The 14,597-nt window shown below is 69.4% G+C and carries 13 protein-coding genes; 11 read left to right on the top strand and 2 right to left on the bottom strand.

Annotated features, from left to right (window positions below):
- Positions 1–6: 6 nt before the first annotated feature.
- Positions 7–678: a GntR family transcriptional regulator gene (locus ACWZJV_RS11970; protein WP_457181596.1), complete on the bottom strand. Its 672-nt coding sequence runs from the start codon at positions 676–678 to the stop codon at positions 7–9.
- A gap of 125 nt (positions 679–803) precedes the next feature.
- Between ACWZJV_RS11970 and ACWZJV_RS11965 the strand changes: the two genes are divergently transcribed.
- Both ACWZJV_RS11965 and hisC read left to right on the top strand, forming a co-directional pair.
- Entirely contained in the window at positions 804–1,694 is an 891-nt protein-coding gene (locus ACWZJV_RS11965; protein ID WP_457181595.1) for a dimethylarginine dimethylaminohydrolase family protein, read from the top strand.
- Positions 1,695–1,705: 11 nt separating this feature from the next.
- The gene (gene hisC, locus ACWZJV_RS11960) at positions 1,706–2,785 is read left to right on the top strand and encodes a histidinol-phosphate transaminase (RefSeq protein WP_457181594.1); all 1,080 of its coding nucleotides are present in this window, start codon (positions 1,706–1,708) and stop codon (positions 2,783–2,785) included.
- Between the two features lie 87 nt (positions 2,786–2,872).
- Here the strand turns inward: hisC and ACWZJV_RS11955 are convergent, their stop codons facing one another.
- Entirely contained in the window at positions 2,873–3,445 is a 573-nt protein-coding gene (locus ACWZJV_RS11955; protein WP_457181593.1) for a hypothetical protein, read from the bottom strand.
- 672 nt (positions 3,446–4,117) lie between these two features.
- On the opposite strand from ACWZJV_RS11955, the gene ACWZJV_RS11950 reads away from it, so the two are divergent.
- The 9 genes from ACWZJV_RS11950 (at position 4,118) to ACWZJV_RS11910 (ending at position 14,594) form a co-directional block, all read left to right on the top strand.
- Positions 4,118–7,444, top strand: coding sequence for a transglutaminase family protein (locus tag ACWZJV_RS11950; protein WP_457181592.1), 3,327 nt, complete (start codon positions 4,118–4,120; stop codon positions 7,442–7,444).
- Positions 7,441–9,909, top strand: coding sequence for a circularly permuted type 2 ATP-grasp protein (locus ACWZJV_RS11945; protein ID WP_457181591.1), 2,469 nt, complete (start codon positions 7,441–7,443; stop codon positions 9,907–9,909). Before ACWZJV_RS11950 ends, ACWZJV_RS11945 begins: the two co-directional genes overlap by 4 nt.
- Before the next feature lie 114 nt (positions 9,910–10,023).
- Positions 10,024–10,467, top strand: coding sequence for a hypothetical protein (locus ACWZJV_RS11940; RefSeq protein ID WP_457181590.1), 444 nt, complete (start codon positions 10,024–10,026; stop codon positions 10,465–10,467).
- A gap of 135 nt (positions 10,468–10,602) precedes the next feature.
- Positions 10,603–11,052, top strand: a complete 450-nt coding sequence (locus ACWZJV_RS11935) for a hypothetical protein (RefSeq protein ID WP_457181589.1) — start codon at positions 10,603–10,605, stop codon at positions 11,050–11,052.
- A 10-nt stretch (positions 11,053–11,062) separates the two neighbouring features.
- Positions 11,063–11,962 carry a transglutaminase family protein gene (locus ACWZJV_RS11930; protein WP_457181588.1) on the top strand — a complete coding sequence of 300 codons (900 nt, stop codon included), beginning with the start codon at positions 11,063–11,065 and terminating at the stop codon, positions 11,960–11,962.
- 16 nt (positions 11,963–11,978) lie between these two features.
- Positions 11,979–12,461 (top strand): hypothetical protein, encoded by a 483-nt coding sequence (locus tag ACWZJV_RS11925; RefSeq protein WP_457181587.1) that lies wholly within the window; start codon positions 11,979–11,981, stop codon positions 12,459–12,461.
- Between the two features lie 7 nt (positions 12,462–12,468).
- On the top strand, positions 12,469–13,470 hold the full coding sequence (locus ACWZJV_RS11920; RefSeq protein WP_008354629.1) for a zinc-binding metallopeptidase family protein: 1,002 nt from the start codon (positions 12,469–12,471) through the stop codon (positions 13,468–13,470).
- Between the two features lie 54 nt (positions 13,471–13,524).
- Positions 13,525–14,136 carry a CDP-alcohol phosphatidyltransferase family protein gene (locus ACWZJV_RS11915; RefSeq protein ID WP_457181586.1) on the top strand — a complete coding sequence of 204 codons (612 nt, stop codon included), beginning with the start codon at positions 13,525–13,527 and terminating at the stop codon, positions 14,134–14,136.
- Positions 14,133–14,594, top strand: coding sequence for a hypothetical protein (locus ACWZJV_RS11910; RefSeq protein ID WP_457181585.1), 462 nt, complete (start codon positions 14,133–14,135; stop codon positions 14,592–14,594). Before ACWZJV_RS11915 ends, ACWZJV_RS11910 begins: the two co-directional genes overlap by 4 nt.
- Positions 14,595–14,597 lie beyond the last annotated feature (3 nt).

Below are 14,597 nucleotides of genomic sequence, written 5' to 3'. Positions count from 1 at the left end.
ACCGGGTCAGCGCTCCAGGCGGAGTGCCTTGCAGATGTCGTGGGCGGCGTCGGAGAGGTGCTTCTGCAGGAACCGCTCGGCCTCGTGGATGCGGTCGGCGTCGAGGAGGCGGACGAGGGCGGCGTGGTCCTCGGCCTGGTCGTGGGCGTTGCGGCGGATGCGGTCGACCTGGGCGAGCGCGAGCTTGAGCTCGAGGACCAGGTGCTCCTGCATCGCGACCAGCCGCGGTGAGTCGGTCAGGGCCACGAGCGAGAGATGGAAGGCGAGGTGGCGCTCGTTGAGCTCGCGGTAGGTCGCCTTCTCCGAGTGCACGGCCGTGATGTACGCATCCAGCGACTCGTGCACGGCCCGGCGGGTCTCGGCGGAGGCCTGAAGCCAGTTGCGGACACCCGCCCCCTCGAGCACCCAGCGGGCGGCGCAGACGTCGCGGACCGAGGCGGCCTCGGGCGTGGCGACGGCGACCCCCTTGTTGGGCGCGCGGGTGGCCAGGCCCTCGGCGACGAGGATGGTCAGCGCCTCGCGGACGGTGGAGCGGCCGACGCCCAGCGACTCGGCGAGACCGTGCTCGCGGAGCGGGGTGCCGGACTCGAGCTCGCCCTCGAACACCGCCCGGCGGAGCTCGTCGGCGACGCGGTCGACCGTCGATGCGGGTTCGTCCAGGGTGAGCGACTCGAACATGGGCCCCATTGTCCTACCTGCGTCGGCTTCCGGTGATGACCGTTCGTGCTCTAACCTAACTGCACAGGATTGTCTGACAATCAGTCAATCAGGCAATCCGTCGATCAGACCTGAGAGGGGTACGAGTGAGCACATCGCTGAGCTGGGGCCGTCACTACCTGATGACCGAGCCGACGCACTACCGCATCGACTACGCCATCAACCCGTTCATGGACACCGAGATCCAGCCGGATCCGGTCCGTGCTCGCGCGCAGTGGGACACCCTGAAGGCGACCATCGAGGAGCTCGGCGGCCGCGTCGACGTCATCGCGCCGCGCGAGGACAGCCCCGACATGGTCTACGCGATGAACCTCGGCTTCGCGGCCACGCTCGCGGACGGCCGCCGGCACGTGCTCCTCTCCCATATGCGCTTCCCCGAGCGCCGCAACGAGACCCTCTCGGCCGTCGAGTGGTTCGCCGCGAACGAGTGGGGGACGGCGTACGTCGGCAAGGACGGTGTCGGGCCCACCTTCGAGGCGGGCGACGTCTTCCCGTTCGCCGGTCACCTGGTCGCCGGCACCGGGCCGCGCACCGACGAGATGGCGCTGAAGACCCTCGCGAACGAGATGGGCGTGCGGGTGCTGGGCGTACGGACGACCCACGCCGGGATGTACCACCTCGACCTGGCCTTCTGCCCGCTCGACGAGCGTCGCGCGATCATCTGCCCGGACGCGCTCGCGCCCGAGTCGGCACAGGCGCTCCTCGACCTGGTCCCCGAGCCGCTGGTCATCACCGAGGAGGAGGCGCTCAGCACCTTCGCCGCCAACTCGATCGTGGTCGGCCGCACCATCGTGATGCCGTCCTGCCCGGACCGCATCCGCCCGATCCTCGAGGGCTGGGGCTTCACGATCCGGATCGTCGACATGAGCGAGCTCCACCTCGGTGGCGGGTCCGTGCGCTGCGTCACCAACCCGCTCGACATCGTGGTCGGCCGTGACGTCCCCGTGGTTTACGGCGGCGAGGTCATCCCGACCTAGGATCTCACGATATGAGCACCCCGCAGCCCCGTCCCAGTGTCGCCGCCATGCCTGCGTACGTCGCGGGCAAGCCGCCGGTCGAGCGGCCCGGTCTGGTGACCTACAAGCTCTCCTCCAACGAGAACCCCTACCCGCCGCTCGACGGCGTGGTGGAGATCGCCGCGGAGGCGGCCGGGCGGGTCAACCGCTACCCCGACGCGGGCAGCACCGAGCTCTACGACGCGCTCGCCAAGGCCTACGGGGTGCACGCCGAGGAGCTCGCGCTCTCGACCGGGGCCGTGGCGCTGATCTTCCAGCTGGTCTCGGCCTACTGCGGCCCCGAGGACGAGGTCGTCTTCGCCTGGCGCAGCTTCGAGGCCTACCCGATCGCGGTCCTCGCCGCCGGGGCGACGGCTGTGAAGGTGCCGGTCACCGGCGACGGGCGCCACGACCTCGACGCGATGGCCGCGGCCGTCACGGAGCGTACGAAGGTCGTGTTCGTCTGCACTCCCAACAACCCGACCGGCACCTCGGTCACCCAGACCGAGCTCGACGCCTTCCTGGAGAAGGTGCCCGAGCACGTGCTGGTCGTGGTCGACGAGGCCTATGCCGAGTTCGTACGCATGGACGACGCGATCGACGGTGTCGCCACCTACCGTGGCCGGTCGAACGTGGTCGTGCTGCGTACGTTCTCCAAGGCCTACGGGCTGGCCGGCTTCCGGGTCGGCTACGCCTTCGCGCCCGCGCCGATCGCCGCCACGCTGCGGGCGATGGCGCTGCCGTTCGGGGTCAACGTCGTCGCGCAGGCGGCCGGCGTCGCCTCGCTCGAGCGGCAGGCCGAGCTGCTCGAGCGCGTCGATGACCTGGTGTCCGAGCGGGCCCGGGTGGTCGAGGGCATCCGAGCCGCCGGCTGGGACATCCCTGACGCCCAGGGCAACTTCGTCTGGTTCGCCTTCGGGTCGGCCGAGCGCTGCGCCGACTTCGCCGCGGCTGCGGACGAGATCGGCCTGATGGTCCGCCCCTACCCGCCCGAGGGCGTGCGCGTCTCGATCGGCGAGGCCGAGGCCAACACCCGTCTCATCGAGCTCGCGGGTTCCTTCCCGAGGGACTGAGAACGCTCCGCCCACAGCAGAGGTCCAGCAGCGTGAACGCCGCTGGACCTCTGCTGTGTGGTTGCTGAGTGTTGAAGGTGCGTGCCTCTACGGCAGCGGGAGCTTCCCGAGGATCGAGCTGAGCAGGTCGGTCAGGATCGGACCGACCACCGGGAGGCTGTTGACGATGCCCAGCAGACTGTCCGTCACGCTGGGGAGCCCAGGAATGCCCGGGACCGGCAAGTCCGGGACGGGAACGTCCGGAATCGGAACATCCGGCACGGGAACGTCCGGCACCGGAACATCCGGGGCGGGAACATCCGCGGCAGGCTTCTCCGCGGAGTCGCTGCCCGGCAGGGGAACGTCCGGCACCGGGTTGTCCGGGACGGGAACGTCCGGAACCTCCGGGGTGTCCGGAACCTCAGGAGCATCCGGAACGTCCGGGACCTCAGGAGCATCCGGAACGTCCGGGGTCTCGGGGGTGTCCGGGACCTCGGGTACGTCCGGGGTGCCCGGGGCGTCGGGAACGTCCGGGGTCTCGGGGGTGTCCGGGACCTCGGGTACGTCCGGGGTGCCCGGGGCGTCGGGAACGTCCGGGACCTCGGGGCTGTCCGGAACATCCGGAACGTCCGGAGGCGGACAGTCAGTGGCCGGACTGGCCGGGGCAGGAGATTCCGGCACCGGGCAGTCAGGAACTGGAGGAGGAACGGGGCTCGCCACAGCTGGTGCGGCGGCCGTGGCCAGTGCGAATCCAGCGGCGACAGCGGCGATTCGAGTCCGAGAATTCACGAAATCTCCTTTGTTTGCTGTGATGTCGTGACGGATGCATCCTGAAGCGAATTGAAGCATAAAGTCAAGAACTTTCTTGAACTTATTGATTCCTATTCCTTCGGCCGATTTCGTGGCGTAAACTCATCCGACCGCTTTCGACAAGGGTGAAAGTCAGGTTCCCCTTACAAGCGGGGTCTTCCGGGATCATCCCAGGTGAAGCCGCCGGTTCGTCCGAGGCTCATCCGTCCGGCCGCCGTGCCGTTACAGTGCTGGCGGCCAGGGGATAACTCCTCGCGATATCGGTTCTCGACACCGATTGGGCGGCCCCCATTACCGGACACCCCATGGGGTAATCGGATGATTCGTAGAAGCAGCACCTGGCGTTTAGGCGGTATGAAATGCGTTTACCAACGAGGGGATTCCGGGCCCGTTGGATCGTCGTCGTGGTAACCGACTTCGAGGCCGGATAGGCCGTTTAATACATGTCGTCGATCGGTGAGGCTGTCGAGCTCCGTCCGGACGGCCGGTGCGAACCCGGCGGTTCGTTACCGCCGTGCAACCTGGATCGGTCAGGCTTGCCCCATGTCGATCAAGGTTGCGCTCGAGCATCGGACCACCTACGAGTTCGCGCAGCCGGTCCGGGTCAGCCCGCACGTCGTACGCCTGCGCCCGGCGCCGCACACCCGCACCCCGATCGAGGCCTACTCGCTGTCGGTGACGCCCTCGGCGCACTTCATCAACTGGCAGCAGGACCCGTTCGGCAACTGGCTGGCGCGGCTGGTCTTCCCGGAGAAGACCGACAAGCTCGAGATCACGGTCGGGCTGGTCGCCGACATGGTGGTGATCAACCCGTTCGACTTCTTCGTGGAGGAGTACGCCGAGAGCTTCCCGTTCGACTACGAACCGGAGCTGAAGGCGGACCTGGCTCCTTACCTCCGCGACGTGGAGTCGGCGGTGGAGGCCGATGCCTGGCGACGGCGTCTCCCGGCTCTGCCCGAGGACGGCGTCCGCACGGTCGACTTCCTGGCCGGCCTCAACCGGGCGGTCAACGCCGACATCGCCTACTCGTTGCGGATGGAGCCGGGCGTACAGACTCCCGACGAGACCCTCCGGATCGGCATTGGGTCGTGCCGTGACTCGGCGTGGTTGCTGGTGTCCCTGCTGCGTCAGTACGGCCTCGCGGCCCGCTTCGTCTCCGGCTATCTGGTGCAGCTGGCGGCCGACCAGGAGTCGCTCGACGGCCCGTCCGGCCCGACCGAGGACTTCACCGACCTGCACGCGTGGTGCGAGGTGTTCGTCCCGGGCGCCGGCTGGATCGGCCTCGACCCGACCTCGGCCCTGTTTGCAGGGGAGGGACACATCCCCCTCTCGGCGACCCCGCACCCGTCCTCCGCGGCCCCGATCGAGGGCGCCACCGACCCGGTCGAGGTCACCTTCTCCTTCGCCAACGAGGTCACCCGGATCCACGAGGACCCCCGGGTGACGCTGCCCTACACCGACCAGGAGTGGGCCCGCATCGACGCCCTCGGCGAGGCGGTCGACCGGCGGCTTCAGGCCGAAGGCGTCGAGCTGACGATGGGCGGCGAGCCGACCTTCGTCTCTCTCGACGACCAGACCTCCGCGCAGTGGAACACCGACGCCGACGGCCCCCACAAGCGAGAGCTCGCCGCCGACCTCGCCGAACGTCTACGCAAGGTCTACGGCAAGGGCGGCATCGTCCACCGCGGCCAGGGCAAGTGGTACCCCGGCGAACCGCTCCCGCGCTGGAACATCGACCTGCAGTGGCGTACGGACGGCGAGCCGCTGTGGTCCGACCCCACCCTCTTCGCCGACCCCTGGGCCCCCGCCGAGTCGGTAGAAGCGGAGGCCGAGTCGGTCGAAGTGGGCGACGAAAGTCGAGTTTCGTCGCCCACAAGTGCAGATTCGGCCGCCACAACTACGGATTCGGCGAGTGCTGTGGCCGACGCCATCGCCAGGATCCTCGGGCTCCCGGAGGAGCAGGTGTTCGCGGCGTACGAGGACCCGCTGGCGAAGATCGCCCAGGAGGTGCGTCAGCCCGACGGCCCGAAGCCGGACGACGCGGCCAACCGGGGCGACCTCAACGTCACCGAGCTCGACAAAGAGGTCACCGAGCCGGTCGGGTGGGTGATTCCGATCAACACCAACGACGGGGAGTGGACGAGCCCGCAGTGGCGGTTCCGGCGGGGGCGGCTGGTGCTGGCGCCGGGAACCTCGGCGGTCGGGCTGCGACTGCCGCTGGACTCGATCTCCTGGCACGACCCCGAGTTCCAGGGTGAGCCGTCCTACCTGGCCGCTGAGGAGCCGCTGGACCCCGCGATCCCGCAGGTGACCGTCACCGACCCCGACGAGGCGCCGACCACCGCGCTGGCGATCGAGGAGCGTGACGGGCTGGTCCACGTCTTCCTGCCGCCGACCGACCGCCTCGACGACTACGCGGCCCTGCTCCGGGTGATCGAGCGGGCCGTCACCGAGCAGGGCACGCAGGTCGTGCTCGAGGGCTACGGCCCGCCGCCCGACGCGCGCCTGGCCCGGCTGACGGTGACTCCGGACCCGGGGGTCATCGAGGTCAACGTCCAGCCGACCGGGACCTGGGCCGAGCAGCGCGAGCTGATCACGACGCTCTACGAGCAGGCGCGGCAGGCCCGGCTCTCCACCGAGAAGTTCGATCTCGACGGACTCCACACCGGCACCGGCGGCGGCAACCATCTCACCCTGGGCGGACGGAGCCCCGAGCGCAGCCCCCTGCTTCGCCGACCCGACCTGCTGGCCAGCCTGATCCGCTACTGGCAGCGCCATCCCTCCCTCTCCTACCTCTTCTCCGGCAGGTTTATCGGGCCCACGAGCCAGGCGCCGAGGTTCGACGAGGGCCGGCCGGAGGCGGTCTACGAGATGGAGATCGCGCTCCAGGAGGTCGCCCGGATCACCCGCGAGCAGCCCGAACCCCGCCCGTGGATGATCGACCGCGCGCTGCGCCACCTGCTCACCGACCTGACCGGAAACACCCACCGCGCTGAGTTCTGCATCGACAAGCTCTACTCGCCGGATTCCTCGAGGGGCCGCCTCGGCCTCCTCGAGCTCCGCGGCTTCGAGATGCCGCCGCACCCACAGATGGCCCTCCTCCAGTCGCTCCTGGTCAGGAGCCTGGTCGCGTGGTTCTGGGAGGAGCCGTACGAGGCGCCCCTCATCCGCCACGGAAGTGCCCTCCACGAGGACTTCCTGCTCCCGCAGGGCTGCCTACGCGACATCGAGGAGGTCGTCGCGGACCTGCGCCGCCACGGGATCCCGTTCGAGTCGCGGTGGCTGGCGGCGTACGCGGAGTTCCGATTTCCGCGGATCGGGTTCGCGCGCGTGGGAGAGATCGAGCTGGAGCTGCGCCAGGCGATCGAGCCGTGGAACGTGCTCGGTGAGGAGGCGACCGGGTCGGGGACGGCCCGCTACGTCGACTCGTCGGTCGAGCGGGTCCAGATCTCGGCGAGAGGGATCGACCTCGACCGGCACCTGGTGACGTGTCAGGGTGTTCCGGTGCCGCTCACCCCCACCTCCGTCCCGGACACCCACTATGCGGGCGTCCGGTTCAAGGCCTGGAGCCCGTGGTCCAGCCTGCACCCGAGCATCGACGTCCAGGCCCCGCTCCACTTCGACGTCATCGACATCGCCTCCGAGACCAGCCTCGGCGGCGCGACCTACCACGTCGTGCACCCGGGCGGCCGCAACTACGACCACCCGCCCGTGAACGCCAACGAGGCCGAGGCGCGGCGCGCGAGCAGGTTCGAGGCGCGCGGTCACACCTCCGGCCGCCTGGACGTCGCGGAGATGCGCGAGCGCGCGGCCCGCGCGACGACGCCGGACAACCCGCACACCCTGGATCTGCGACGGGCGGTGCGGTGACCGTCCTTCGCGAGTACGCCGACGCCCTCGGCCTCCTCGACGCGACCGACCAGCCCTACGACGAGGTCGTCGGGCCCGACGGCACCCTGCGCCCGGCCTGGAAGCCGATGGCCGAGACGGCTGTATCCATCACGCCGGCCACGCTGAGCCGGATCGGCCACGACGTCGAGCGCTTCCTCGCCGACGACGGGGTGACCTACCTGCGCCCCGGCGCGAAGCCCGAGCCCTGGCGGCTCGACCCGGTGCCGCTCGTCATCGACCCCGCGCAGTGGCGCGTCCTGGAGGTCGGCCTCGCCCAGCGCGCCGAGCTGCTCAACGCGATCCTGGTCGACCTCTACGGCCCGCAGTGCCTCCTCGCGGACGGGATCGTCCCGGCGGCGGTGGTCTTCGGTCACCAGGGATTCCACCGCGTCGCCGCCCGCGCCAGCAACCACGACCCGCGGCCGCTCGTCCTGGCCGCCACCGACCTCGGCCGCACCCCCGACGGCGAGTGGCGGGTGCTCGCCGACCGCACCCAGGCCCCCTCCGGGATCGGCTACGCGATGGAGAACCGCCGGGTGATCAGCCGGGTGCTTCCCGAGCTCCACCGCGACGCCGGGCTGCACCGGATGGAGCCCTACTTCGCCGCCCTCCGCTCGGCCCTCCTCGAGTCCGCACCCGGCGACCAGGCCGACCCCCGGGTCGTCGTCCTGTCCCCGGGCACCCACTCGGAGACCGCCTACGACCAGGCCTTTCTCGCCTCGACGCTCGGCTTCCCGCTGGTCCAGGGTGCCGACCTGACCGTACGCAACGGCGAGGTCCTCATGCGTGGCCACGGCGACCGGCTGGAGCGGGTCGACGTGATCCTGCGCCGGGTCGACGCGACCTGGTCGGACCCGCTCGAGCTCCGCGGCGACAGCCAGCTCGGCGTCGCCGGCCTGATCGAGGCCGTACGCCGCGGCAACGTGCGCGTCGTCAACGGGTTCGGCGCCGGCGTGCTCGAGAACCCCGGGCTCGTTCCCTACCTTCCCGCCGCCAGCGAGGCGCTGCTCGGGGAGCCGCTGCGGCTCGGCTCGATCGGCACCTGGTGGTGCGGCGACCTGGCCCAGCGCGCGGAGGTCGAGCGGCGGCTGGATGCCGAGACCCTGGTCGTGCGGACGCTCGAGGGTGCCATCGTCACCGGGACCCCCGAGGAGCTGCGCGCAAAGATCGCCGCCGACCCCTACCGTTACGTCGGTCAGGAGCAGATCACCCTCTCCCAGGCCCCGACCTGGGCCGAGGGACACGGCGCGGTCGGCCGGCCGCTGACGCTGCGTACGTTCTCCTTGAGATACGGCTCGGCCTACCGCCCGCTGGTCGGTGGCCTGGCCTCGGTCCGGGCCGACGAGACCGGGCTGCCGCCGTGCAGCAAGGACGTCTGGGTGCTCAAGGAGTCGCCGCAGGACGCCGACCAGGGCCTGGCCGACGTGCTCCCGATGACCCACACCCGCTCGGTCACGGTGCTCGTCCCGCGAGCGCTCGAGGACATGTTCTGGTCGGGTCGCTACGCCGAGCGCGCCGAGGACCTCATCCGGCTCATCCTGGCCACGCACGTGCTGGCCGAGGACTTCAGGACCAGGCCGCGTACGTCCGGCGGCATCAGCCTCGAGGTCATGCTGAGCGCGCTCGACCGGCTGGCCGGGCACGGCCGGGCGGACGCCGACATCGATGCCGAGTTCCGCTCGATGCTGCTCGACGCCGACCGGCCGGGGTCGGCGGCGCAGTCGCTGGCCGGGATGCGGCAGGCCTTCAGCGGCGTACGCGACCAGCTCAGCCCCGACATGTGGCGGATCTTCTCCTCCACCGACCGTGCGGCCGAGGAGCTCCGGGTCAACCCGCACTCCCTGCAGATCGCCGAGTCGGGCGCCGAGATGCTGCACGGCATCCTGGCGATGCAGGGGATCGTGGCGAGCATGATCCGCGACGAGGGCTACCACTCGATCCGGCTCGGCCGGTTCCTCGAGCGCGCGATGCAGATCTGCCAGCTCCTGCGCGCCACCACGACCGTACGCCGCGGCCTCGAGGTCGACCGCGCGGTGCTCAACGCGGTGCTCGCCTCGGCCGAGTCCGCGGTCACCCACCGCCGCCGCTACCGCGGTTACGTACGCACCGGGGGAGTCCTCGACCTGCTGATCATGGACCGCGACAACCCCCGCTCGCTGGCCTTCTGCCTCGACGAGCTGCGGATCCACCTCACCAAGCTCCCCGGCTCGACCGGCTCGTCCCGCCCCGAGCGGCTCCTCGACGACATCACCGACATGCTCGACCGCACCGAGGTCGCCGGCCTCGTCGCCATCGGCGGCGTCGGCCGCCCCAACCTGGAGTCCTTCCTCGACCAGGTCCACGCCCAGCTCGTCCGCCTCGCCGACGCCATCACCGACGTCCACTTCGCCACCGGCCCCGCCCCGCAGCCCCTCAACGCCCTCCCGGCGCAATCGCTCACTTGAGCAGAGCACGGCCGTCACCGTCACCACGAGCGGGCGGCTGAGAGTCCGGCGATGCTCCAGGGAATTGCAGTAGCGACGATTACATGGGCTCCGTAACGTGGTGACCTCGTCAGGATGCTCGTCGTCATGGTGTCGATGTGGGCAGCCGCCTCCGTGCCGGCCAACGCTCAGGCAACCGACGCAGTTTATGGGTGCGGCGCGCGGTCCGTCGGCAACGAGTCCGCCAACGTGCCCCCTAGACATGTAAAGGACCGCCTCTGGACCATCCAGACTTCTGACGGTTCCATTGCCATCAGGTGCGGTAACGGTTCGACTTGGGGTGCCGTACACGTAGAGTTGAAGCACGAGGTGCCCAACTGGCCTGACGCTCTGACGTGCATCAAGAAGACGATCAATCGCGGCACAGAACTGGACGGTGGCGACGGCAAGACCAAATACGTTCATCGTATTCGTGGCGCGGCGACCGTCGTCGTCATCGTCGGGGACAATGGCCTGGTTACCGCGTACCCGAAAGGTACGGGTGTGGCGAGGAAGTGGCGACTTTGCTCGGCGTCGTAGGTTGGCGACATGGCTAGTACTTCTGATCGCCAGCAGCAGGGATCGTTCCCTTCTCCGCCGCAGGGTCGCCGCGTCGTTTGGGCGGGTACGTTTCCTGCTGTCGAAGGTGGCCCGCTGGTGTTGCCAGGGGTTGTCGTGGATGACCTGCCTGACGGATGGGCCTTGGTGTCGTGGCTCGACAAGGACGGCTGGTACAGCCCTGATGCGGTCTACGAGCTGAAAAGTCTTCGGGTGGTCTCAGATGCGGAGTTCGACGACCTCGTCCGGGCTGTCCGCGAAAGTCCTGGCTGGCAGGGGATCACCCACGGAATCGTGGACGATCCGGAACCGTCGCCGTACGTCGTCGGTGCCCCGGTCATTTGGCTGGGGCCGGTGCTCGGGGACAAGGACTGGGACCCGTCCAACAATTCCTGGAGGCTGGCGGTGTTTGGCAGCGCATCTGGGCCGCCGACTCGTGGACATCGGGGTCGAATCGTCGAGGTCTCGGAGAGCGGGGCGCTTCGTGTGCGGTGGATCGACGAGGATGGCGAGTTCGAAGGACGAGGCTTCGTCGACCCCGGCGACGTGGCGGTTGGATCGGGATAGCATCCCGCGGGTGAGATACCGGGTCAGCCACACGACGACCTACTCCTACGACGAGGACGTGACGAACTCGTTCGGGATCGCCAACGTGACCCCGCGAGAACTGCCTCACCAGCATGTCGAGAAGGCCGAGGTGCGGATCGCGCCCGCGCCCGCGGACCAGTCGAGCGACGTCGACTTCTACGGCAACACGGTGACGTACTTCCAGGTCCTCGAGCCGCATCAGCTGCTCGAGATCACGGCTGCGTCCGAGGTCGAGGTCACCGCCCCGGTCTATGACGAGACGAGCTTCGACCAGCCGTGGGAGCGGGCGCGGCCGCTGGTCGACCCGAACCTCCCCGGCGCCTGGCGGGCGGCAGACCTGGCGGTGGCGTCGCCGCTCGTGGAGCACACCCGGGAGGCGTACGACTTCGGTGCTGTCTCCCTGACCGAGGGGCGCGGGATCGTGGAGGCGGCGGAGGATCTGATGCACCGAATCCATACCGGCTTCGACTACGACGACACCGCCACGACGGTCACCTCGACGATCCCGGAGATCTTCGAGGCCCAGGGTGGCGTCTGTCAGGATTTCGCCCACCTGATGTTGGCCTGTTTTCGAGCGCACGGGCTCGCGGCCCGCTATGTTTCCGGCTACCTCGCCACCACCCCTCCGCCGGGGAAGCCGCGGCTCGTCGGAGCCGACGCCTCCCATGCCTGGGTGGAGGTGTGGGTTCCGCACCTCAGCGGCGCGGGGACGGGCCAGTGGCTCGCCCTCGACCCGACGAACGACACCAGGGCCGACGATCGCTACGTGAGCGTCGCCTGGGGTCGCGACTATGCCGATGTGCCTCCTGTGAAGGGGGTCATCTACACCGAAGCCACCACCTCGACCCTGACCGTCTCGGTCGATGTGGCCCCCGACCAGCAGGAGTGAAGTTACGGTGTTGCTCGTGGGACAGCCTCCGCGGCGGGCGAGCATCGTGACCCGCGGCAGCCGCTGGCGTCGAGGAGTACGTATCTCCGGAGTGCTGGTGGTGGTCGCGGCTGTCACCGCGCTCACGCTCTGGCTGCTGGCACGCGGCTCGACCCCGGCCGAGGTCACCCGCGAGTTCATGGAGACCACCTCGGTGACCACCCTCTACGAGCTCGCCTCCGATGACGGGGACGAGCTCCTCGACGGAGGTGGTGCGCGGGCGATGATCGACGCCGCGGAGGGGAAGCGCACCTACGCCGACCCCAACCCGCGCGCGGTGACCCGGTCGATGGTCTTCGGCGAACCCGAGATAGAGGGTGGCGGCGCCCAAGTCACCGTCAGGGTCTCCTACACCGCCGAGGACGGTCCCGTCCCGGACGAGTCGATGGTCGTCGTCCTCGTCCGGGAGGACGGCGAGTGGCGCGTCGGGAGCTGGGGGACGGCCTCGGACGGCCGATGATGAGGACATGGAAGCGTTCACCTGTCGGGAGTGTGGCAACCGTCTCTACTTCGAGAACTCGGCGTGCGTCTCGTGCGGCACCCGGCTCGCCTACTCCCGCGAGGAGCGCGAGATCGTCCCGGTCTCACCGGAGGGCAGGTACGTCGACAGCGACGGCTACGTCTGGTGGGTCTGCGCCAACACGCTCGAGACGGGGTGCACCTGGCTGGCCCGGCTCGAAGGTGGGATCTGCTTCTCCTGCGAGCTGACCCGCACCCGGCCCAACGACGCCGCACCCGAGTTCGTCCAGCAGCAGTACTCCCTTGCCGAGCAGGCCAAACGTCACCTCGTGGTCGAGCTGGACACGCTCGGGCTGGAGGTCCGCACCAAGGCCGAGGACCCTGTCGACGGGCTCGCCTTCGACCTGCTCGCCAGCGACGGCATCGCGTCCACCGCCGACGTGGTCATCGGACACGACAGCGGCGTGATCACGATCGATCTGGCCGAGTCCGACGACGCCTATCGCGAGCACGTCCGGGCGACGCTCGACGAGCCCTACCGCACCCTGCTGGGCCACTTCCGGCACGAGGTCGGCCACTACTACGAGTGGCAGCTGGTCCGTGGGCCCGAGCTGATGCAGCGGTGCACCGAGGTCTTCGGTGACGAGTCGGTCTCCTACGAGGAGTCGCTGCAGCGCCACTACTCCGAAGGTCCGCCCGACGGCTGGACGGAGAACTACATCTCCACCTACGCCACCATGCACCCCTTCGAGGACTTCGCCGAGACCTGGGCCCACTACCTGCACATCCGCGACACGCTCGGGTCCGCGGCGGCGTACGGCCTCGCCGACCCGGTGCCCGCCGACATGCCGTTCCGGCAGGTCGTCACCGACATCTGGGTGCCGCTCTCGGCCGCCCTGAACGTGATCAACCGGTCCATGGGCCACGACGACCTCTACCCCTTCGTCATCCCGCCCGCGGTCCTGGACAAGCTCGACTTCGTCGCCTCCCTGGTGCGCGACGCGGGCTGACCTGCGGGGCGATTCCGCCGGGGCGGCGTCCATCGGCACTCTATGCTCCGAACCATGACCCAAACCGCCGTCGTGCCAGGCGCCAAGGAGCGTGCCCGCCCCGAGTCGGAACGGCTGTGGACGTCTGCGACGGTGATCACCTTCGTACGCACCGCCGCGGCGGTGGTGCTGGCGGCGAGCGCGGCCTACCAGGGGAGCCTGAAGCTCCTCGTGATCGCGCTTGTCGTCTACTGGGTCGGGGACAGCCTCGACGGGGCGGTCGCCCGGTGGCGCGACGAGGAGACGCGGATCGGCGGGGTGCTCGACATCTTCTCCGACCGTCTCTGCGCGGCGGCGTTCTACGTCGGGCTGGCGTTCCTGCAGCCGGAGCTGTCGCCGGCGATCTTCGTCTACCTGGCGGAGTTCATGGTGATCGACTGCTTCCTGTCGATCTCCTACCTGGCCTGGCCGATCAAGAGCCCGAACTACTTCTACGTCATCGACCGGACGCTGTGGCGGTGGAACTGGTCCCATCCGGGCAAGGCGGTCAACTCGGGGCTGTTCGCGATCCTGCTGCTGGTCACCGGCTGGATGTGGGTGGGGCTGGCGATCGCCACGGCACTGCTGGTCATGAAGTGCGTCTCCCTGGGACGGCTTCTCAGGATCGGCCTGCCTGTGCCTCGATGAGACTTCTGATCGACACGCTCCTCTTCTGTCTCGGCTCGGCGCTCATCCCGGTGATGAACGCCGAGGCGTACCTCTCCGTCGTGGCCCAGAAATCGGACTGGTGGCCGGCGCTGCTCGGGTTCGTCGCCGGGCTCGGCCAGACCGGCGGCAAGGTGATCTGGTACTACGCCGGTCGTGGGTCCACCAGGATCCCCTGGATCAGGAAGAAGCTCGAGTCGCCCAAGTGGCAGGAGTCCTACGACCGTTGGTATGCCCGGACGTCGGGTCGCCCGGCTCTGGCCACCGCCCTCCTGGCCGCGTCCGGCCTCTCCGGCTTTCCGCCGCTCGCCGTGATGGCGGTGCTCTTCGGCGCGCTGCGGTTCAACCTGCCACTCTTCACGCTCACGGTGCTCGTCTCGCGTGCGCTGCGCTTCTGGGCGATCCTGGAGGCCGCGGGTCTTGCCTGGAGGTTCCTCTGAGCC

This window comes from Nocardioides sp. WG-D5 (assembly GCF_054031175.1).
This window is presented reverse-complemented; position numbering and strand designations above follow the sequence as displayed.

What these genes read in the sequence shown, in the direction of transcription:
- ACWZJV_RS11915 (WP_457181586.1), top strand. Translation starts at nt 13,525, where the DNA reads ATGACCCAAACCGCCGTCGTGCCAGGCGCCAAGGAGCGTGCCCGCCCC.
- ACWZJV_RS11940 (WP_457181590.1), top strand. Translation starts at nt 10,024, where the DNA reads ATGCTCGTCGTCATGGTGTCGATGTGGGCAGCCGCCTCCGTGCCGGCC.
- ACWZJV_RS11970 (WP_457181596.1), bottom strand. Translation starts at nt 678, where the DNA reads ATGTTCGAGTCGCTCACCCTGGACGAACCCGCATCGACGGTCGACCGC.
- ACWZJV_RS11920 (WP_008354629.1), top strand. Translation starts at nt 12,469, where the DNA reads ATGGAAGCGTTCACCTGTCGGGAGTGTGGCAACCGTCTCTACTTCGAG.
- ACWZJV_RS11910 (WP_457181585.1), top strand. Translation starts at nt 14,133, where the DNA reads ATGAGACTTCTGATCGACACGCTCCTCTTCTGTCTCGGCTCGGCGCTC.
- ACWZJV_RS11950 (WP_457181592.1), top strand. Translation starts at nt 4,118, where the DNA reads ATGTCGATCAAGGTTGCGCTCGAGCATCGGACCACCTACGAGTTCGCG.
- hisC (WP_457181594.1), top strand. Translation starts at nt 1,706, where the DNA reads ATGAGCACCCCGCAGCCCCGTCCCAGTGTCGCCGCCATGCCTGCGTAC.